Origin of the sequence: Phenylobacterium sp., from assembly GCF_036402295.1 — a bacterium.
Taxonomy (GTDB): Bacteria; Pseudomonadota; Alphaproteobacteria; order Caulobacterales; family Caulobacteraceae; genus Phenylobacterium.
The window spans coordinates 20,404-37,883 of sequence record NZ_DASWTE010000113.1 but is presented as its reverse complement, the minus strand read 5'-3'; the positions used below and the strand labels follow the sequence as shown (position 1 = coordinate 37,883).

19 protein-coding genes are annotated in these 17,480 nt (G+C 69.2%); 4 read left to right on the top strand and 15 right to left on the bottom strand.

The window, feature by feature from the left end; all coding sequences use genetic code 11:
- Together VGD44_RS07210 and VGD44_RS07205 are read right to left on the bottom strand one after the other, a co-directional pair.
- Window positions 1–707 (bottom strand): sodium/proton-translocating pyrophosphatase (locus tag VGD44_RS07210; RefSeq protein ID WP_331085358.1); only part of this gene is annotated, 707 nt, incomplete at its 3' end.
- 212 nt (window positions 708–919) lie between these two features.
- On the bottom strand, window positions 920–1,363 hold the full coding sequence (locus tag VGD44_RS07205) for a hypothetical protein (protein ID WP_331085356.1): 444 nt from the start codon (window positions 1,361–1,363) through the stop codon (window positions 920–922).
- Between the two features lie 130 nt (window positions 1,364–1,493).
- Here VGD44_RS07205 and VGD44_RS07200 point away from each other — a divergent pair, with 130 nt between their 5' ends.
- Window positions 1,494–2,438, top strand: a complete 945-nt coding sequence (locus VGD44_RS07200; protein ID WP_331085354.1) for a retroviral-like aspartic protease family protein — start codon at window positions 1,494–1,496, stop codon at window positions 2,436–2,438.
- A complete protein-coding gene (locus VGD44_RS07195) occupies window positions 2,327–3,160 on the top strand; it encodes an HAD family hydrolase (protein WP_331085364.1) in 834 nt (277 codons plus the stop codon). The genes VGD44_RS07200 and VGD44_RS07195 overlap by 112 nt, the downstream gene beginning before the upstream one ends.
- Here VGD44_RS07195 and VGD44_RS07190 read toward each other — a convergent pair.
- Window positions 3,157–4,431, bottom strand: a complete 1,275-nt coding sequence (locus VGD44_RS07190; RefSeq protein WP_331085352.1) for a sulfatase — start codon at window positions 4,429–4,431, stop codon at window positions 3,157–3,159. The two genes, VGD44_RS07195 and VGD44_RS07190, sit on opposite strands and share 4 nt — an antisense overlap.
- Before the next feature lie 68 nt (window positions 4,432–4,499).
- On the opposite strand from VGD44_RS07190, the gene VGD44_RS07185 reads away from it, so the two are divergent.
- On the top strand, window positions 4,500–6,074 hold the full coding sequence (locus tag VGD44_RS07185) for a caspase family protein (protein ID WP_331085350.1): 1,575 nt from the start codon (window positions 4,500–4,502) through the stop codon (window positions 6,072–6,074).
- A gap of 7 nt (window positions 6,075–6,081) precedes the next feature.
- Here VGD44_RS07185 and thiL read toward each other — a convergent pair whose 3' ends face one another.
- From thiL to glyA, 7 genes are all read right to left on the bottom strand, one after another.
- Entirely contained in the window at window positions 6,082–7,041 is a 960-nt protein-coding gene (thiL, locus tag VGD44_RS07180; RefSeq protein ID WP_331085348.1) for a thiamine-phosphate kinase, read from the bottom strand.
- A gap of 74 nt (window positions 7,042–7,115) precedes the next feature.
- Window positions 7,116–7,574, bottom strand: a complete 459-nt coding sequence (gene nusB / locus VGD44_RS07175; protein WP_331085346.1) for a transcription antitermination factor NusB — start codon at window positions 7,572–7,574, stop codon at window positions 7,116–7,118.
- Window positions 7,571–8,035: a 6,7-dimethyl-8-ribityllumazine synthase gene (gene ribH / locus VGD44_RS07170; protein ID WP_331085344.1), complete on the bottom strand. Its 465-nt coding sequence runs from the start codon at window positions 8,033–8,035 to the stop codon at window positions 7,571–7,573. Before ribH ends, nusB begins: the two co-directional genes overlap by 4 nt.
- 31 nt (window positions 8,036–8,066) lie before the next feature.
- On the bottom strand, window positions 8,067–8,657 hold the full coding sequence (locus VGD44_RS07165) for a riboflavin synthase (protein ID WP_331085342.1): 591 nt from the start codon (window positions 8,655–8,657) through the stop codon (window positions 8,067–8,069).
- An 11-nt stretch (window positions 8,658–8,668) separates the two neighbouring features.
- The gene (locus tag VGD44_RS07160; protein WP_331085340.1) at window positions 8,669–9,316 is read right to left on the bottom strand and encodes a RibD family protein; all 648 of its coding nucleotides are present in this window, start codon (window positions 9,314–9,316) and stop codon (window positions 8,669–8,671) included.
- Window positions 9,317–9,319: 3 nt separating this feature from the next.
- The gene (nrdR, locus tag VGD44_RS07155) at window positions 9,320–9,793 is read right to left on the bottom strand and encodes a transcriptional regulator NrdR (protein WP_331085339.1); all 474 of its coding nucleotides are present in this window, start codon (window positions 9,791–9,793) and stop codon (window positions 9,320–9,322) included.
- A 31-nt stretch (window positions 9,794–9,824) separates the two neighbouring features.
- Window positions 9,825–11,114, bottom strand: a complete 1,290-nt coding sequence (gene glyA, locus VGD44_RS07150) for a serine hydroxymethyltransferase (RefSeq protein WP_331085362.1) — start codon at window positions 11,112–11,114, stop codon at window positions 9,825–9,827.
- A gap of 206 nt (window positions 11,115–11,320) precedes the next feature.
- Between glyA and VGD44_RS07145 the strand changes: the two genes are divergently transcribed.
- Window positions 11,321–11,755, top strand: a complete 435-nt coding sequence (locus VGD44_RS07145; RefSeq protein ID WP_331085338.1) for a MucR family transcriptional regulator — start codon at window positions 11,321–11,323, stop codon at window positions 11,753–11,755.
- A gap of 362 nt (window positions 11,756–12,117) precedes the next feature.
- On the opposite strand, the gene hemA is transcribed toward VGD44_RS07145, so the two are convergent.
- From hemA to VGD44_RS07120, 5 genes are all read right to left on the bottom strand, one after another.
- Window positions 12,118–13,347 carry a 5-aminolevulinate synthase gene (gene hemA, locus VGD44_RS07140; RefSeq protein ID WP_331085336.1) on the bottom strand — a complete coding sequence of 410 codons (1,230 nt, stop codon included), beginning with the start codon at window positions 13,345–13,347 and terminating at the stop codon, window positions 12,118–12,120.
- Between the two features lie 180 nt (window positions 13,348–13,527).
- Complete coding sequence (mmsB, locus tag VGD44_RS07135; protein WP_331085334.1) at window positions 13,528–14,415, bottom strand: 3-hydroxyisobutyrate dehydrogenase; 888 nt, start codon at window positions 14,413–14,415, stop codon at window positions 13,528–13,530.
- Window positions 14,416–14,434: 19 nt separating this feature from the next.
- The gene (locus VGD44_RS07130) at window positions 14,435–15,187 is read right to left on the bottom strand and encodes a methyltransferase (RefSeq protein ID WP_331085331.1); all 753 of its coding nucleotides are present in this window, start codon (window positions 15,185–15,187) and stop codon (window positions 14,435–14,437) included.
- 40 nt (window positions 15,188–15,227) lie between these two features.
- Window positions 15,228–16,280: an enoyl-CoA hydratase/isomerase family protein gene (locus tag VGD44_RS07125; protein ID WP_331085329.1), complete on the bottom strand. Its 1,053-nt coding sequence runs from the start codon at window positions 16,278–16,280 to the stop codon at window positions 15,228–15,230.
- Window positions 16,277–17,416 (bottom strand): acyl-CoA dehydrogenase family protein, encoded by a 1,140-nt coding sequence (locus tag VGD44_RS07120; RefSeq protein ID WP_331085327.1) that lies wholly within the window; start codon window positions 17,414–17,416, stop codon window positions 16,277–16,279. Before VGD44_RS07120 ends, VGD44_RS07125 begins: the two co-directional genes overlap by 4 nt.
- Between the last annotated feature and the right edge of the window lie 64 nt (window positions 17,417–17,480).

The window sequence follows — 17,480 nt, the reverse complement described above, 5'->3', positions numbered from 1 at the left end:
TAGGTCTCGAACAGGTCGGCGGCCATGCCGGCGCAGTCGCCGACGTTGTCGCCCACGTTGTCGGCGATGGTGGCGGCGTTGCGCGGGTCATCCTCGGGGATGCCGGCCTCGACCTTGCCCACCATGTCGCCGCCGACGTCGGCGCCCTTGGTGAAGATGCCGCCGCCCAGACGGGCGAAGATGGAGATCAGCGAAGCGCCGAAGCCCAGTGCGACGAGGCTGTCCACCACCTCACGGCTGGTGTTCTCCAGGCCCATGGCGCCGGTCAGGACGTAGTAGTAGCCGGCCACGCCGATCAGGGCGAAGCCCGCCACCAGCATCCCGGTGATGGCGCCCGAGCGAAACGCTAGCGACAGCCCTTTGGCCAGGCTCTCGGAGGCCGCCTGGGCGGTGCGCACATTGGCGCGGACCGAGATCAGCATGCCCGCGAAGCCCGCCAGGCCCGACAGGACCGCGCCGATGGCGAAGCCGACGGCGGGCAGCGGCCCGAGCAGGAAGAAGCCGACGATCAGGATGACGACACCCACGACGGCGATCGCGGTGTACTGCTTCTGAAGGTAGGCCTGTGCGCCTTCCTGGATGGCGGCGGCGATCTCCTGCATGCGGGCGTTGCCCGGCGAGGCCCGCAGGAGCGAAAGCGTCTGGACGATGCAGTACAGCACCGCCAGCGCCCCTGCGCCGATCACCAACGGTAGAACAGAACTCATGAGTGTTATCGCCCCTCTGCGATTATTGCGCGGAGAGAAGCCGGCGGTCGCCTCGGTCGGGCGAGCGTCGGTCGGCTCCCGTCCCCTTCGCGTTTCCCCAAATACGTCCCGGGCGCGCAGGTGCGCCCTGGAAAGACCGCGGAAACTAATAGGGTTTCACAAGACGGCGCAACCGGCGCCGCTAGGGGAACGCTCACATCGAGGGAGCGGCGTCAGGCGTGCGGCGTGCGGGCGCGCCGCCGGGGAGCCTGGGACGTGACGACGACCGACCGGATTTGGCCCGGGCCGGCGATGGCGGCGGCGTCTCGGGTGAGCGCGGCGGTCAGCTTCGCCACGTCCACCGCACCCAGGTCGGTCGGCACCGTGAACGGCGTGCGGTGGCTCGCGCGCACCAGGGCGTCGCGGAAGAACGGCTCCTTCTCGCGCAGCCGCGAGACGTTGGCGCTCGAGGTCAGGTTGATGCGCACGTAGACGAAGACGTAGTTCACGAGCTGCCGGTTCACGACGATCGGCAGGCCCACGGGCTGCAAGTCGACGTACTGGCCGACGTCGCCCTTGCCCTCTTCCTTCTTGCCGGCGGAGGCCTGCGCGCCGGCAGCGGTCAGCGCCAGGGCGGCGAGACCGAGAATCGGGGCGATGAGCGCGCGCTTCGACATGCGATTCACCTTGCCGTGAAAGCCTTTCCGCAAGGTTGCCGCGCAACGCCCGCCGCCTGTCGCATTCATGGCGGCGCTTTCGGAACAGTGGTATCATTCAGATCAATGACATAGGGAGGGATCTGGAGCCATGTCTCCGACCCGTCGCCACGCCGCCCTCGGACTCGCCGCCGCCAGCGCCGTAGCGCTTCCGGCCACCCGCGCCCTCGCCACCGAGCAGCCCGTCGTCGAACTGCCCGACGAGGAGTTCCCGGACACCAGCCTCGGTCTCAAGGAGTCGCGGTTCGAGCATATGCTCGCGCCCGTGAGCGTGAACGGCCGCGGTCCGTTCAACTTCCTGCTCGACACTGGCGCCAACACCAGCTGCGTCTCGCACAAGCTGATGGAAAAGCTTTCGCTGGTGCCGGGCGAGATGGCCCGCGTCCACACCGTCGTCGGGGTCCGCGAACGCCCGATCGTCATGCTGGACGAGTTGCAGGTCGGTCCACGCAACCGCAAGCGCGTGCGAGCCCCGGCCCTGCCGATCAAGGGCAGCGAGGTGGACGGCGTCCTGGGCGTCGACTGGCTGAAGGGCCAGCGCCTGGTCCTCGACTTCAAGGGCAGGTCGCTGCAGATCACCAAGTCGCAGCGCGACGACAGCAAGCCGGGCAAGGTGGTCGTCGTTCCCGCCCGCCGGCGCCATGGCCAGCTCACCATCGTCGACGCTGACCTGTCGGGGAAGCGGATCAGCGCGATCATCGATAGCGGCGCCCAGGGCACGCTGTGCAACGGCAAGCTGCGCGACCTGGTCCGGGCCGCCGAGGCTCGCAAGGGCAAGCGCGAGCCGCCGCGGTTCGTGCGGATGGAGACCCTGGCCGGCGAGAGCTTCACCGGCGAGTCGCTGTTCCTGCCGTTCCTGCGGCTGGGCGGCTTGCACCTGGGGAACGTCCCGGTCACCTATGCCGACATGCACGTCTTCGACATCTGGGACCTGAAGGATACGCCGGCGCTGGTGCTGGGCATCGACCTCCTCTCGCAGTTCGAGATGGTGGCGATGGACTTCGGCCGCTCCCAGGTCCGGTTCGACTTCGTCTAAGCCTGACCAAGCCCCGCGCCATCCTCGTCGACCTGGACGACACGATCCTGGCCGCCGGCCAGCGGCCGCAGGTGCTGCTGACGATCGCGCGCGACTTCGCCGCCGAACTTGCGCCCCACCCGCCTGAAGATGTCGCCGAGCGGCTGGAGGCGGCGCTCGAACTGTTCTGGTCCGACCCCGAACGGCACAAGATCGCCCGCTTCGGCATCGCCGAGGCCCGGCGCAGCGTGGTGCGCGACACCTTCGGCGAACTGCCGCCCCTGACGCTGGAACTCGCCGACCGCTTCGCCGAGCGGTTCACCGCGGCGCGTGAGGCCATGACGGTCTGCTTCCCGGGCGCGCTGGAAGGCCTGCAGGCCCTGCGCGACCACGGCGTGCGCCTGGCGCTGATCACCAACGGCTCATCCGCCACCCAGCGCGCCAAGATCGAGCGCTTCGACCTGGCCGGCTTCTTCGACCACATCCAGATCGAGGGCGAGGTCGGCTTCGGCAAGCCCGAGCCGCGCGCTTACCATCACGCCATGGCGGCGCTCGGCGCTCAGCCGCACGAGACATGGATCGTGGGCGACCACCTGGAATGGGAAGTCCGGACGCCACAGGGCCTGGGCCTCACGGCCGTCTGGTGCGACGCCTTCGCGCGCGGCCTGCCCCCCGGCGCCGCATGCACTCCGGACCACATCGTGGTGTCGCTGAGCGAGCTGCCCGGTTTGTTCGCCCGCTAGTCCGGATGGTCCTTGGCGCTCGCGGGCGCCGCGTGGGGCGGGAACTGCGCGACGATCGGCTCGAAGGTCGCCCGCGCCCGGGCCAGGCGCTCGCGCATGTCGGCCAGGACCTCAGGGTGTAAGCGCGCGACGCTGTAGGTCTCACCGGGGTCGGCCCGCATGTCGAAGAGCAGTGGCAGTCCGTCGAGGGGAATGTCGAGCGTTCGGTAGTACGACCGCGCGACCAGCTTCCACCGCTCGGTGCGGATGCCGGCCACGTGGTTGTTGTCGAAGAGCAGGATCTCCTCGTGCGGCCCGCCCTCGCCTTCTGTGAGCATGGGCGTCAGGTCGCCCCCGTCAAGTTCGAGGCCGTCCGGCGGCGCGACGCCCGCGAGGCTCAGCACCGTCGGCAGGAGGTCGACGTTGCTCGCCAGGCCATCAGAAACGACCCCGGCCGGGATGCGGCTCGGCAGCCGGGCGACGAACGGCACACGGAACCCCCCGTCCCAGGCCGAGCCGCCCTTGCGATCGCGGAACGGGCCCGACGAGCCCTCGAACCACGGGCCGTTGTCGGAGGTGAAGATCACCAGGGTGTCGTCGTCGAGGCCGAGCGCCTGCAGCCGGTCGAGCAGCCGGCCGACGTTCACGTCGATCTCCTCGACCACTTCGCCGTAGTCGCCGGCGGGCGAGCCGGTGAGGTCGTCGGGGTTGGGGCGCAGCGGGATGTGCGGGGCCGTCAGCGCCAGCAGCACGAAGAAGGGCCGTTCGCGGTTCGCCTCCGCGAAGGCGATCGTCTGCTCGAAGAAGCGCTGCGTCAGCTTCGGCAGGTCGACGCGACCCTCATGGGCGGTGACGTCCGGCCCGTCGGCCTCGAACAGCTGAAGCGGCCGCATGTCGTGGCTGTATGCCAGGCCGTAGAAGCGATCGAAGCCGTGCGCGGTGGGCGGCCAGTGCGGCGCGACGTGGCCCAGGTGCCACTTGCCGATCAGCGCGGCCGCGTAGTCGGGCTTGAGCGCCCTCGGGATTGTGAGCGTGTCGGGCGGCAGGCCCGTGGTGTCGGCGGGCTGGATCACCTCGTGCGCCAGGCCGGAGCGGATCGCGTACCGGCCCGTCAGCAGCCCCGCCCGCGAGGGCGTGCAGACGTTGGCTGAGGCGTAAAAGTCGGTGAGCCGCGCGCCCTCGGCCGCCAGCCGGTCGATGTTGGGGGTGCGGATATGGGTCGCGCCGTTGCAGCCGACGTCGCCGTAGCCGAGGTCGTCGGCGAGGATGATGATCACGTTCGGCTGGCGCATCGGCCGAGCTTAACTGCAAGCCGGCCCGCGCCAAGGCGCGGCGAAGCGAGAACGCTATTCTTGGAGGTTTGCGCGCCGCGAGCCCTCCCCTAAGCTCAGTCTTGGGGAAGAAGGGGGGAAGCGACATGCTCATGCGCGCGGCCGTCTTGGCGGCCTTCCTGGCATTGACGGCGGTGTTCCCGGCGCTGGCCGAAACGCGCGTCGCACTGGTCATCGCGAATTCAGCCTACCAGAACACGACGCAGCTCCCCAATCCGCTCAACGATGGACCCGGTGTAGCGGAGGCGCTGAGGCGGGCTGGATTCCGGACGGTTACCGTCCAGCCGAACCTCGACTACGACGCCATGCGCAGGGTGCTGCGGACTTTCGCCGAAGCGGCGCGGGAGGCGGACTTCGCCGTGGTGTACTACGCCGGGCACGGCATGGAACTCGGCGGCGACAACTACCTGATCCCGGTGGACGCAAAGCTCGTCTCCGACGCCGACGTCCAGTACGAGGCGATCCCGCTCAGCCTCGTCACCCAGTCGGTGAGCGGCGCCCGTCGCCTCGGGCTGGTCATGCTCGACGCCTGCCGGAACAACCCGTTCGATGTCCGGATGCGGCGGTCGGGCGGCGCGACTCGCGCGGTCACCCGCGGGCTGACCCGAATCGAACCGATCGGCAACACCCTGGTGGTCTACGCCGCGCGTGACGGCACGACGGCCGAAGACGGCTCGGGCCGCAACAGCCCCTTCGCGGCGGCGCTGATCCGGATACTGCCGAGCCCAGGCCTGGAGGTCGATCTGATGTTCCGCAAGGTGCGCGACGACGTCATGCGCTCGACCGACAACAAGCAGCAGCCGTTCGTCTACGGCTCCCTGGGCGGCGAGCCGATCTACCTGATCGCGCCGAACAGCAACATCACCATCAACGTGACCAACAACACGCCACTGCCCGCCGCGCCGCCACCGAGTCCGCTGGTCGCGGATGTGCGCCGGGCAGTTGAGCTTGCGCAGACCGCCGACAAGCGGGCGCAGGACAAGGCCAGCGAAGCGCGGCTGGTGCAGACCGCCGCCATGCGGGCGGCGACAGCAGCGCGAAGCGCGTCGCAGCGGGGGGAGCGAGGGGAACCGGGCTTCGGCGTCCTGTCCGGTGACGGCATGTCTGCCGCCGGCGTCGCTGTGAAGTCGCGGTACACCGGCGAGATCGTGAACGGTCAGGCTCAGGGCCTTGGCGTCCGCGTCTGGTCCGACGGCTTCCGGCAGGAGGGCGAATGGGTCGCCAACCTGTTCACAGGCAACGGCGTGACCACGGATCCGCGCGGCAACTTCGTCGTGGGTCGCTGGGCGGGCGAAGCCATGGTGCTGGTCGTCGAGTCCCTGCCGAATGGCGAGCGGTTCGAGGGCGAGTATTCGGCGGGCCGCCGCTCGCTCGGCGTGTTCATCGGCGGCGCGAACCGGGACTACGCCGAGCGATCGGGCGAGTGGTCGGCCAGCGGCCTCAACGGCTATGGCGTGGTCCGCTGGCGGAACGGCGCGCGCTCCGAGGGAGAATTCTCAGGCGACCAGCCGAACGGCGCGGGCGCGTTCACCAACGCCCAGGGTCGGGTCGTCGAGCAAGGGATCTACCGAGGTGGGCGCTTGGCGCAGCCGCTGACGCCCTGACCTCGCCTCAGCCGTGCGTCCAGCCGCCGGCGCCGGGGTCGACGACCTGGCCGGCGGCGCGGACCTCGATGCCCGCGCCGGCCCGGACCTCGCCGATGATCGTGAAACCCGGCGGCTTGGGCGCGTCGGCGGGCATGGTGCAGACGATCTCGTAGTCGTCGCCGCCCGTGCCCAGGCGCAGCAGCCCGTTGGCGAGGTCGGACTGGCGCTCGAGCCAGGTGGCCGCCGCGCCCGAGAGCGGCAGGCGGTCGAGGTCGAGGACCAGGCCCACGCCGCTGGCCTCGGCGATGTGGCGGGCGTCGGCGACCAGGCCGTCCGAGACGTCGGCGGCCGCCGTGGCCTGGCGGCGCAGCGCCTGACGCAGGTCGAGGCGCGGCTCGGGGATGCGGTAGCGGTAGGCCAGCCGGCCCTCGGGATCGTCGATCTCGCCGCGAACGGCGGCCAAGCCCAGGGTACCGTCGCCGATCGTGCCGCTGACCAGCAGGCAGTCGCCCGGCTTGGCGCCGGCGCGCCGGACCATCTTGCCGGCCGGGACCCAGCCCAGCGCCGTCAGAGTGCAGGTGAAGGGGCCGGGGGTGGAGACCGTGTCGCCGCCCAACAGGTCGACGCCGAAGCCTTCCAGGTCGGAGGCCAGGCCCATGGCGAAGTGCTCGCGCTCGCGGTCGCCGAAGCCGCGCGGCCAGGCGACCGCCAGGAACGCGGCGAAGGGCTCGGCCGCCTTCGCCGCGAGGTCCGATAGGTTCACCCGTACAAGCTTGCGCGCCACTAGGTCAGGCGCCTCGCCCACCGGGAAGTGCACGCCCTCGACGATGGCGTCCTTGGTGACCACCAGGTCGTGGCCTTCGCGGCCGGGGACGACGGCGGCGTCGTCTTTCAGGTCGAACGCGCCGGGGTTGCCCCGGGCGAGGGGGCGGAAGAGCCGGTCGATCTCGCCGAACTCGTCGAGGCGCTTGGGCGGGCCGGACATCTGCGCCTTCTCCTCCGCCGTTGGGGTGGCGCTATGGCAGGCCGATTCGATGGCGGCGTCGTGGCGGCGCGCGCCTAGGCGGGCCGGACGTCCCGGGCCACCGCATCTAGGGCGCCGTTCACGAACCCGGGCTCGGTGCCTTCGAAGAAGCTCTTCGCCACCTCCACGTACTCGTCGATGACCACCTCGGTGGGCACGTCGGGCCGGTGGGCCAACTCGAAGGCGCCGGCGCGCAGGATGGCGCGCACCGTGGCGTCCAGCCGCTCCAGCCGCCAGTTCTCGGCCAGCCGCTTGACGATGGCGGCGTCCACGCGGCGCTGCTCGGCCACCACGCCGCGCACCAGCTCGGCGAAGAAGCCCTCGTCGGCCGACGCCAGGGTCACGCCCTCGCCATCGCCCTCGAGCGTGCGGTCGAAGCGGTGCTCGGTGAACTCGCGGATCACGTGCTCCACGCCGATGGACGACACCTCCATCTGGTAGAGGGCCTGCACGGCGGCCAGCCGCGCGACCGAGCGGGACGCGTGGCTGTTCATCGCTTCACGCCCATGAGCTGCTGCTTCAGCGTGATCATGGAGAGCGCCGCGCGCGCTGCGCCGCCGCCCTTGTCGCCTTCGCTCATGCGGGCGCGCGCCCAGGCCTGCTCGTCGTCCTCGGTCGTCAGGACGCCGTTGCCGATGCACAGGCGTTTGCCCGTGGTCAGGTCCATGATCCCGCGGGCGCTCTCGTTCGAGACGATCTCGAAGTGGTAGGTCTCGCCGCGGATCACGCAGCCCAGGGCGACGTAGCCGTCGTACTGCTTGCCCGCCGGACGATGGCCGGCCTCTTCGGCGAGCGCGATCGCGCCGGGGATCTCGAGCGCGCCCGGGACCGTGACGACGTCGTACTCCGCGCCGAACGCGTTCAGCGCCTGGGTCGCGCCTTCGAGCAGGGCGTCGGCCAGGTCGTCGTAGAAGCGCGCCTCAACGATGAGGATGCGGAGAGGGTCGTCGCTCATAGAAGGTCCTTCGGGTCTTGAGCCGAAGCCTTTAGGCCGTTTCGCGCCAGCGGGCGAGATACCGCGCCAGCATGTCGATCTCGAGGTTCACCCGCACACCCGGCGCGAGGCGACCAAGGGTGGTGACGTCCCAGGTGTGCGGGATCAGGTTCACGCCGAACACGTCGTCCTCGACCTCGTTGACCGTCAGCGACACGCCCTCGACTGTGATCGAGCCCTTGGGCGCGATGTAGCGGTGCAGCGGCCGCGGCACGCGGATGCGGATGCGGTGCGAGCCGCCCTCGCTCTCCACGGACAGCACTTCGCCGACGCCGTCCACGTGGCCCGAGACGATGTGGCCGCCCAGCTCGTCACCGACTTTGGCCGCGCGTTCCAGGTTCACGGGCCGGCCCTCGTGCCAGTCCGAGAGCGTGGTGAGCGACAGGGTCTCGCCGGAGACCTCCACGGCGAACCAGCCCTCGCCCTTCTCCACCACGGTCAGGCAGCACCCGGCGTGGCTGATCGAGGCGCCGATATCCACGGTCGAAAGGTCGAAGGCCGTCTCGATCTCGAAGCGGCGGTCGCGGTTGGTGTCGCGGACGCTCCGCACCCGCCCCACGTCGGTGACGATGCCGGTGAACATTCAGGGCCCCCTTAAGCCATACGGGCGTAGCGTTCCCAGAGGTCGTCGCCCAACTCGGTGACCTCGACCCGCCGGAAATGGGGCGCCTCGGCGAGCGCCGCAACGGCCAAGGCGCCGACGGCGGGCCGGCCCTCGCCGCCCAGCAGGATCGGGGCGCGGAACCACTCGATGGCGTCCACCAGCCCGCAGCGCAGAAAACTGCCCGCCACCTGGCCGCCGCCTTCGACGAAGAGGTTAGAAAAACCTTCTGCGGCAAGGGCTTGCACGACAGTCTTGAGTTCCGGACGATCCTCCCCGAGTGCCGGCACGGTCAGGACACGAACGCCGGCCGCGGTGAGCGACGGGTCAGGCGCCCCGGTGGCCATCACATAGGTTGGAACCTCGCGGGCGGTTTTCACGAGCTTGCAGCCGGGCGAGAGTCGCTGGCGGCTGTCCAGCACCACGCGCGCCGGCTGGGGACCGGCGTAACCCGGCAGCCGCGCGGTGAGCTCCGGATCGTCGGCGAGCGCGGTCTCAACCCCCACCACGACGGCGTGATGGTCGGCGCGCAGGCGATGCACCTGCTCTCGGGCTTTCTCCCCGGTGATCCAGCGGCTTTCGCCGGAGGCGGTGGCGATCCGGCCGTCCAGCGACGTGGCGAGCTTGAGGGTAACCGACACCGCCTAGCGCTCGTCGGCCAGGGCCTCGCTCAGGCCTTCCTGGCTCAGGAATTCGGCGAAGTCGCGGGTCTCGCGAAAGTCGCGATAGACCGAGGCGTAGCGGACGTAGGCCACGTCATCGAGCTGCTTCAGGTGCTTCATGATCAGCTCGCCGATGGTCGAGGACGGCAACTCGGTCTCGCCCATGCTCTCGAGTTGGCGCACGATCGTGGAGATCATCCGCTCCACCCGCTCGGGCTCGACCGGGCGCTTGCGCAGCGCCACCGAGAGCGAGCGGGCGAGCTTGTCGCGATCGAACGGCGCGCGGCGGCCCGAGCGCTTGAGGATCGTGAGCTCGCGCAGCTGCACGCGCTCGAAGGTTGTGAAGCGCCCCTCGCAGGCCGGGCACAGCCGACGGCGGCGGATGGCGGCGCCATCTTCCGACGGGCGGCTGTCTTTCACCTGGGTTTCGTCGTGGCCACAGAACGGGCAGCGCATATCTAGCCCCCTTCCCGGCCACTTAACGCTATTAGGGGTAGATGGGGAAGCGCCGCGTCATTTCCAGCACTTCGGCGCGCACCTTCTGCTCGACCGCGCTGGAGTCCTCGCCAATCGAAACCGCGTCCAGGACCTCGCCCATCCACTTGCCGACCTGACGGAATTCCGCCGGACCGAAGCCTCGGGTTGTGCCGGCCGGCGAGCCGACGCGCAGGCCCGAAGTCTGCATGGCCGGCAGCGGGTCGCCGGGGATCGAGTTCTTGTTGGTGGTGATGCCGGCGCGCTCGAGGGCGATCTCCGCCTGGGCGCCCGACACGCTCTTCGGCGTCAGGTCGACCAGCATCAGGTGGCTGTCGGTGCCGTTGGAGACGATCTTGAAGCCCACGCTCTGCAGGCTGTCAGCGAGCGCACGGGCGTTCTCGATCACGCGCTTCGCATAGACCTTGAACTCCGGCTTCAGCGCTTCGCCGAATGCCACCGCCTTGGCGGCGATCACGTGCATCAGCGGGCCGCCCTGCAGCCCCGGGAACACCGCCGAGTTGATCTTGGTGTTCAGCTTCTTGGAGTTGGTCAGGATCAGGCCGCCGCGCGGGCCGCGCAGCGTCTTGTGCGTGGTGGTGGTGACGATGTGCGCGTGCGGGAACGGGTTCGGGTATTCGCCCGCCACGATCAGGCCCGCGTAATGGGCCACGTCGCACATCAGGATCGCGTCCACCTCGTCGGCGATCTCGCGGAACTTCGCGAAGTCGATGGCGCGCGAATAGGCCGAGCCGCCGGCGATGATCACCTTTGGCTTGTTGGCGAGCGCGACCTCGCGGGCCTCGTCGTAGTCGATCAGGTGGTCCTGCGCGCGCACGCCGTAGGCCACCGGGTTGAACCACTTGCCCGACTGGTTGACCGACTTGCCGTGTGTCAGATGGCCGCCGTGGTCCAGGTTCATGCCCATGAAGGTGTCGCCCGGCGACATCGTCACCATGAACACCGCCTGGTTCGCCTGGCTGCCCGAGTGCGGCTGGACATTGGCGTACTCGCAGCCGAACAGCTGCTTGGCCCGCTCGATGGCCAGGAGCTCGGCCTCGTCGACCACCTCGCATCCGCCGTAGTAGCGTTTTCCTGGATAGCCCTCGGCGTACTTGTTGGTGAGCACCGAGCCCTGCGCATCGAGCACGGCCTTCGAGACGATGTTCTCGGAGGCGATCAGCTCGATCTGGTCCTGCTGGCGCTTAAGCTCAGCCCCGAGGATCTTCGCAAGGTCTGGATCGGCCTGGCCGACGCCGGCCGTGAAGAAGTCTTCGGTGGAGGGCTGGGATTGCACGTGCAGGTTCAAGGGCAAGGCCTTTCGTTGGGGCAACGCTGAGTCTGGGTCCGGCGAAGGCGCCTCCTTTACTCCCGAACGCCCCCGGCTCCAACCGGGCGGGACCCTAGTATTTCTTCGGAACCATTCTCATTTCATGGGCGTTGACCGGCAAAGGCTCGGGGGGCTTTGCCGCGCCCGCGGTTGAACGCGCACATCGAGAAGAGGTGGTCATGAGCGTAGGACCCGATTCCGACGGACCTTCGGGCGAGGACCTTATGCGCCTGGGGGCGGGGATCGTCTCGGCCTATGTCAGCCGCAACGCCGTCACCGCCGAGGCCGTCCCTGACATCATCCGCTCGGTGCATCATGCGCTGACGCAATTGACCGGCGCACCCATCCAGGCCGAACCGGCCGAGCGGCCGAAGCCCGCCGTTCCGGTCGGCCGTTCGGTGCAGCACGACTACATCGTCTGCCTGGAGGACGGGAAGAAGCTCAAGATGCTCAAGCGTTACCTGCGCTCGCGCTACAATATGAGCCCCGACGACTATCGCCGCCGCTGGGCCCTGCCGCCCGACTATCCGATGGTGGCGCCGGCCTATGCGGCGCGCCGCTCCGACTTCGCGAAGAAGATCGGGCTCGGCCGCGGCGTGCGGCGGCGGAAATAGCAGTACTTCGAGGAACTGAGAGCGCCCCTGTGTCAACAACAGGGGCGCCCGGGAAATGGCCCGTGTCGGGTTGTGGTCGAGCCAATTCCTGAGCGGGAGTTGAGCACGCTTCGGTTGATTCAACCTTGTGCCAAACCGCCGCGGTTGAACTTGTCGCAGGTCACGCCGCGTCACCCGGAGCGGGGCTCCGGGGGGATGTCTGGGTCCGGAGCCCCGCGGGCGACGTGGTTGGTCTGGGGGAAGCACGCCGCCGTCCGGGTGTGCTGGAGGTACCGCCCGGCTCAGCTGCTTGGATGCCGGCCAAGAAGAAACCTCCCGGGCGGGACCCGGGAGGTTCTCGTTGCTGGCGCTGATCACTGGAGTCAGGCGGCGACGCCGCCCACGCGCTTGATGTTGCAGTGGATCCAGAGCTTCTCGAGCACCTCGACCAGCTCGTCCATCATCCGGTCGTCGTGGGCCGGGCTGGGCGTAAACCGCAGCCGCTCGGTGCCGCGCGGCACGGTCGGGAAGTTGATCGGCTGGACGTAGATGCCGTGCTCTTCCAGCAGGATGTCCGAGATCATCTTGCAGTGGATGGGATCGCCCACCAGCAGCGGCACGATGTGGCTGACCGACGGCATGACCGGCAGGCCAGCCTGCAGCATCTTGGCCTTCAGGGCCGCAGCGCGGGCCTGGTGGGCCACGCGCACCTCGTTGTGCTCCTTGAGGTAGCGGATCGAGGCCACCGCGCCGGCGGCCAGGGCCGGCGGCAGCGAGGTGGTGAAGATGAAGCCGTCGGCCCAGCTGCGGATCGCGTCGCAGATCACCGCGTCGGCGGCGATGTAGCCGCCCATCACGCCGAACGCCTTGCCCAGCGTGCCTTCGATGATGTCGATCTCGGCCATGACACCGTCGCGCTCGGCGACGCCGGCGCCGCGCGGACCGTACATGCCGACCGCATGGACCTCGTCGAGGTAGGTCATCGCGCCGTACTTCTTGGCGAGCGCCACGGTGCCCCGCATGTCGGCGATGTCGCCGTCCATGGAGTAGACGCTCTCGAAGGCGATGACCTTCGGCGCCGCCGGATCGGCGGCGGCGAGCAGCTCTTCCAGGTGTTCGAGGTCGTTGTGGCGGAAGACGATCCGCTGCTCGCGCTTGCCCGCGCGAATGCCGCTGATCATCGAGTTGTGGTTCAGCTCGTCCGAGAAGATGAGCAGGCCGGGTAGGATCTTGTAGAGCGTCGAGAGCGACGCCTCGTTCGAGACGTAGCCCGACGTGAACAGCAGCGCCGCTTGCTTCTGGTGCAGGTCGGCGAGCTCACGCTCCAGCTCCACGTGGTAGTGGGTGGTTCCCGAGATGTTGCGGGTGCCGCCCGAACCGGCGCCGGCCTCTTCGATCGCCTCGTGCATGGCGTCGAGCACGACGGGGTTCTGGCCCTGGCCCAGGTAGTCGTTGGAGCACCAGACGGTTACGTCGGCGGTCGCGCCGTCGTCCTTGGTCCAGGTGGCGCGCGGGAACTCGCCTCGATGGCGCTTCAGGTCGGCGAAGACCCGGTAGCGACCCTCGGACCGGACGCGGTCCAAGGCAGTTTTGAAGGCTTCCCTGTAATCCATCGACTTGCTTCCCGGGCGCACGTCAAGAAGCGCGCTCTTCCCGGCCCCTTTGATACGTCCGCCTTTTGGCGCCGTGATTTCGCGTTGTCCATAAATACGAAGGTGAAACCGGCGTCACCTTTCGTGAACGCATAGCTAGAATTCGTGAGTGGAGCGCGCTTTGACGCGGATCAACCCGGACTAGACGGCCTTGCCGCGCAGCATCTCGAGGATGGCCGAGAAATCCTTGCCGCCGCCGCCCAGGCGGTCGAACAGCGCGTAGAGGCCCTCGGCGGTGGCGCCCAGCGGCGTGGCGGCGCCCGCCTTGGCGGCGGCCTCCTGCGCCAGCTTGAGGTCCTTCAGCATCATCGCCGTGGCGAACCCGCCCTCGTAGCCGCGGTTGGACGGCGCCGCGGGCACCGGCCCGGGCCAGGGGCAGTAGCTGGTCAGGCTCCAGCACTGGCCCGACGACTGCGACGAGATCTCGTGGAACTTCACCGGGTCCAGCCCGAGCCTCTCGGCCAGCGCCAGGGCCTCGCACACCCCGATCATCGAGATGCCGAGCACCATGTTGTTGCAGATCTTGGCGGCCTGCCCTGCCCCGTGGTCGCCCGCGCGGATGGTGGCGCGCGACATCGGCTTGATCGTCTCGTCCACCGCCGCGAAATCGGCTTCGTCGCAGCCCACCATGAAGGCCAGCGTGCCGGCGTCGGCCGCGGCCGTACCGCCGGAGACCGGCGCGTCGGCGAATCGGAAGCCGGCGGCCTTGGCCTGGGCCGCCACGGCGCGGGCGCTCTCCACATCGATGGTGGAGCAATCGATCAGCAGCGCCGACTTGGGCGCATTGGGCAGGATCTGCTCTGCATAGACCGAGCGGACGTGCGGGCCCGCCGGCAGCATGGTGATGACGACGTCGGCGTCCTTCACCGCCTCGGCGACCGACCCGGCCTTGCCGCAGCCCGCCGCGACGGCCTTGTCGACCGCCGCCGCGGAGAGGTCGAAGGCCCTGACCTCGCGCCCTGCCTTCGCCTGGTTGGCGGCCATCCCGCCGCCCATATTGCCCAGGCCGATGAACGCGACGCGGGTCATGGATACCTCCTTCTGAAGCCTACTTGGGCTTGCGGAACTTGTAGATGAACTGGTCGGTATGGCCGCGCAGCGAGGCGTCGAACACGCCCTTGGTGTGGTCGTCGGCCGGGTTGGCGAGGACCTTGCTCTCGCTCTCGAACTTGAAGCCGACCGCCTCGACTGTCTTCCTGACCGCCGCCGGGTCGATGCGGTGCAGGGTGTTGGCGGTCGCCACCACCTCGGCGCCCGGCGCCGCCACGTGGTCGAGGACGATGAAGACGCCGCCCGGCTTGACGCTGTCGTAGATCGCCTTGTTCACGGCCGGCACGTCGAGGTTCAGCCGGGTAAGGTAGAGGTCGTGGTAGTTCTGCGAGGTCCAGAACACGTCGACCGGCTCCGGAACCTTGAAGCCGCCGCCCGTGGGGATCAGCACCACGTTGATGTTGCCGTACTGCGGATCGGCCGCGATCGCCTGGATCGCCGGCGGTTGCGCAGCGTTCGGCGGCGGCGCGTTCGTGATCGCATAGACCTTGCCGTTCGCGCCGACGGTCTTAGCGAAGATGCGGGTGAAGTAGCCACCGCCCGGGATGAAGTCGGCCACCTTGTCGCCGGGCTTCACGCCGGCGAACTCCAGCATCTCGGCCGGCTTGCGGTCCACGTCGCGCTTGGTGTCGGCCTCGGGACGGCCCTTGTCGGCGACGGCGGCCTGGACCGCCGCGGACGGCGCGGCATTGGCCATGCCCGTCGACAGCACGAACGCGAGCGCGGCGCCCATCAGAAGCTTGGAAGTCATCTGTAATCCTCCCCGCGGCCGCTCTCCGGCCGCCTGCGCCTTAAGGTAGAGGCGACCACTCTTCGTCGGAAGGGAGCGGGGCGAAAATGGCGTCGAGCGTGGCCTCGTCCACGGCGGACGGCGTGGGCGGGTTCCAGCGGGGCGCGTTGTCCTTCTCCACGATCACGGCGCGGACGCCCTCCAGGAAGTCGTGCCGCTGCACGACCCGGGCGCCGATGCGGTACTCCATGGCCATGTTCTCGGCGAAGGTCTTCGCCCTACCGCCGAGCTGGAGCTGGCGGAAGGCCACCTTCATGGTCTGGGGCGACTTGGTCCTGAGCAGCTTGAGCTGGTCGGCCGCCCATTCGGTCCCTGCGGCCTCGAGGCCTTCGAAGATCGCCTCGACGCTGGGCGCTGCGAACAGGCGGGCGATCTCATCCTGGTGCTGGGCCAGCGTGGGTCGACCGGCGTCGCCCTCGAACTCGGTCAGCAGCGCCTCGGTGCGCTCGGGCGCCGCCAGGATAGCTGCCTTGAGTTCCGGGATCTTCGCGCTCTCGACGAAGTCGGTGGCGATCTGCAGCAGTTCGCAGTCGGCCGCTTTGATCCGCGCCCCGGTCAGCGCCAGCCACAACCCCATGTGGTCGGGCATGCGGGAGAGGTACCAGCCGCCGCCCACGTCGGGGAACAGGCCGATCCCCGTCTCCGGCATCGCGAAGGTGGTGCGCTCGGTGGCCACCCGGAACCGGCACGGGCGCGACAGGCCCACGCCGCCGCCCATGGTGATCCCGTCCATGATCGCCACCCGCGGCTTCGGATAGTTGAAGAGCAGGTGATTCAGCCGGTACTCGGTGAAGAAGAACTCGCGCGCCAGCTTGCCGTCGCCTGCGCCGCTCTCGGCCAGCATGCGGATGTCGCCGCCGGCGCAGAAGCCCCGTTCGCCCGAGTGGTCCAGCAGCACCAGCTCCACGGCCGGATCGTCGCGCCACGCCAGCAGCGCCTCGATCATCAGCCGGCACATGTTGGTGGTCAGCGCATGGATGGCGCCCGGACGGTTCAGCGTGATCCGCCCGACCTTGCCCTCGACCCTGCAGAGGACTTCGTCTGCTTCGCTCATTGCCGGAACAGCTCCCGCGCGGTGATGACCCGCATGATCTCGTTAGTGCCCTCGAGGATCTGGTGGACCCGCAGGTCGCGCACGATGCGCTCCAGCGGGAAGTCCCTGAGGTAGCCGTAGCCGCCGTGCAGCTGCAACGCCTGGTTGGCCACCTCGAAGCCGGCATCGGTGGCGAAGCGCTTGGCCATGGCGCAGTGCTGGGTGGCGTTCGGCAGCTTGTTGTCGAGCGAGTGGGCCGCGCGGCGCACCATCAGACGGGCGGCGTCCAGCTCGGTGGCCATGTCGGCGAAGCGCCATTGCAGGCCCTGGAACTCCTTCAGCGCCTGGCCGAACTGCTTGCGGGTCTCGAGGTAGGCCTTGGCGGTGTCCAGCGCGAGACCGGCGCCGCCCAGCGAGCACGAGGCGATGTTGATGCGCCCGCCATCCAGGCCGGCCATGGCGATCTTGAACCCCTCGCCCTCGCCGCCGATCCGGTTGGCCTCAGGCACGCGGCAGTCGTCGAAGTTGACCTGGGCGGTCGGCTGGGCGTTCCAGCCCATCTTCTTCTCCTGGGCGCCGAAGGAGAGGCCGGGCGTGCCGTTCTCCACCACGAAGGCCGAGACGCCCTTAGCGCCCTGCCCGCCCGTGCGCGCCATGACCACGTAGACGTCGGAATAGCCGGCGCCGGAGATGAAGGCCTTCGAGCCGTTCAGGACGTAGTGGTCGCCGTCCTTCGTGGCCGAGGTCTTCATGGCCGCCGCGTCGGAACCCGAGCCCGGCTCGGTCAGGCAGTAGGAGGCGACGAACTCCATGGTCGTCAACTTCGGCAGGTAGCGGCGGCGCAGGTCGTCGGCGCCGAAGCGGTCGATCATCCACGAGGCCATGTTGTGGATCGAGATGAAGGCCGCGACCGCCACGTCGCCGTACGAGAGCTGCTCGAACACGATCGAGGCGTCGAGCCGGCCGAGCGCCGAGCCGCCGACGTCCTCCTGCACGTAGAGCCCCGCGAATCCCAGCGCCGCGGCGGCCTGCAGCACCTCGCGCGGCAGCAGCTTCTCCTCGTCCAGGCGCGCGGCGTGCGGCGCGAGCTCGGCCAGGGCGAAGGCGCGTGCAGCGTCCTCGATGGCCCTCTGGTCGTCTGTCAGGCTGAAGTCCATGCCCGGGGTTGAGCGCGGCGCACGCGGGCTGTCAATCGTCCCCTCCGTCACCATCTGAACGGTG

Excerpts from the sequence above, each read along its gene's own strand:
- VGD44_RS07205 (WP_331085356.1), bottom strand. The coding sequence starts at position 1,363 with ATGTCGAAGCGCGCGCTCATCGCCCCGATTCTCGGTCTCGCCGCCCTG.
- VGD44_RS07200 (WP_331085354.1), top strand. The coding sequence starts at position 1,494 with ATGTCTCCGACCCGTCGCCACGCCGCCCTCGGACTCGCCGCCGCCAGC.
- VGD44_RS07190 (WP_331085352.1), bottom strand. The coding sequence starts at position 4,431 with ATGCGCCAGCCGAACGTGATCATCATCCTCGCCGACGACCTCGGCTAC.
- thiL (WP_331085348.1), bottom strand. The coding sequence starts at position 7,041 with ATGTCCGGCCCGCCCAAGCGCCTCGACGAGTTCGGCGAGATCGACCGG.
- nusB (WP_331085346.1), bottom strand. The coding sequence starts at position 7,574 with ATGAACAGCCACGCGTCCCGCTCGGTCGCGCGGCTGGCCGCCGTGCAG.
- ribH (WP_331085344.1), bottom strand. The coding sequence starts at position 8,035 with ATGAGCGACGACCCTCTCCGCATCCTCATCGTTGAGGCGCGCTTCTAC.
- VGD44_RS07165 (WP_331085342.1), bottom strand. The coding sequence starts at position 8,657 with ATGTTCACCGGCATCGTCACCGACGTGGGGCGGGTGCGGAGCGTCCGC.
- nrdR (WP_331085339.1), bottom strand. The coding sequence starts at position 9,793 with ATGCGCTGCCCGTTCTGTGGCCACGACGAAACCCAGGTGAAAGACAGC.
- VGD44_RS07145 (WP_331085338.1), top strand. The coding sequence starts at position 11,321 with ATGAGCGTAGGACCCGATTCCGACGGACCTTCGGGCGAGGACCTTATG.
- hemA (WP_331085336.1), bottom strand. The coding sequence starts at position 13,347 with ATGGATTACAGGGAAGCCTTCAAAACTGCCTTGGACCGCGTCCGGTCC.
- mmsB (WP_331085334.1), bottom strand. The coding sequence starts at position 14,415 with ATGACCCGCGTCGCGTTCATCGGCCTGGGCAATATGGGCGGCGGGATG.
- VGD44_RS07130 (WP_331085331.1), bottom strand. The coding sequence starts at position 15,187 with ATGACTTCCAAGCTTCTGATGGGCGCCGCGCTCGCGTTCGTGCTGTCG.
- VGD44_RS07125 (WP_331085329.1), bottom strand. The coding sequence starts at position 16,280 with ATGAGCGAAGCAGACGAAGTCCTCTGCAGGGTCGAGGGCAAGGTCGGG.
- VGD44_RS07120 (WP_331085327.1), bottom strand. The coding sequence starts at position 17,416 with ATGGACTTCAGCCTGACAGACGACCAGAGGGCCATCGAGGACGCTGCA.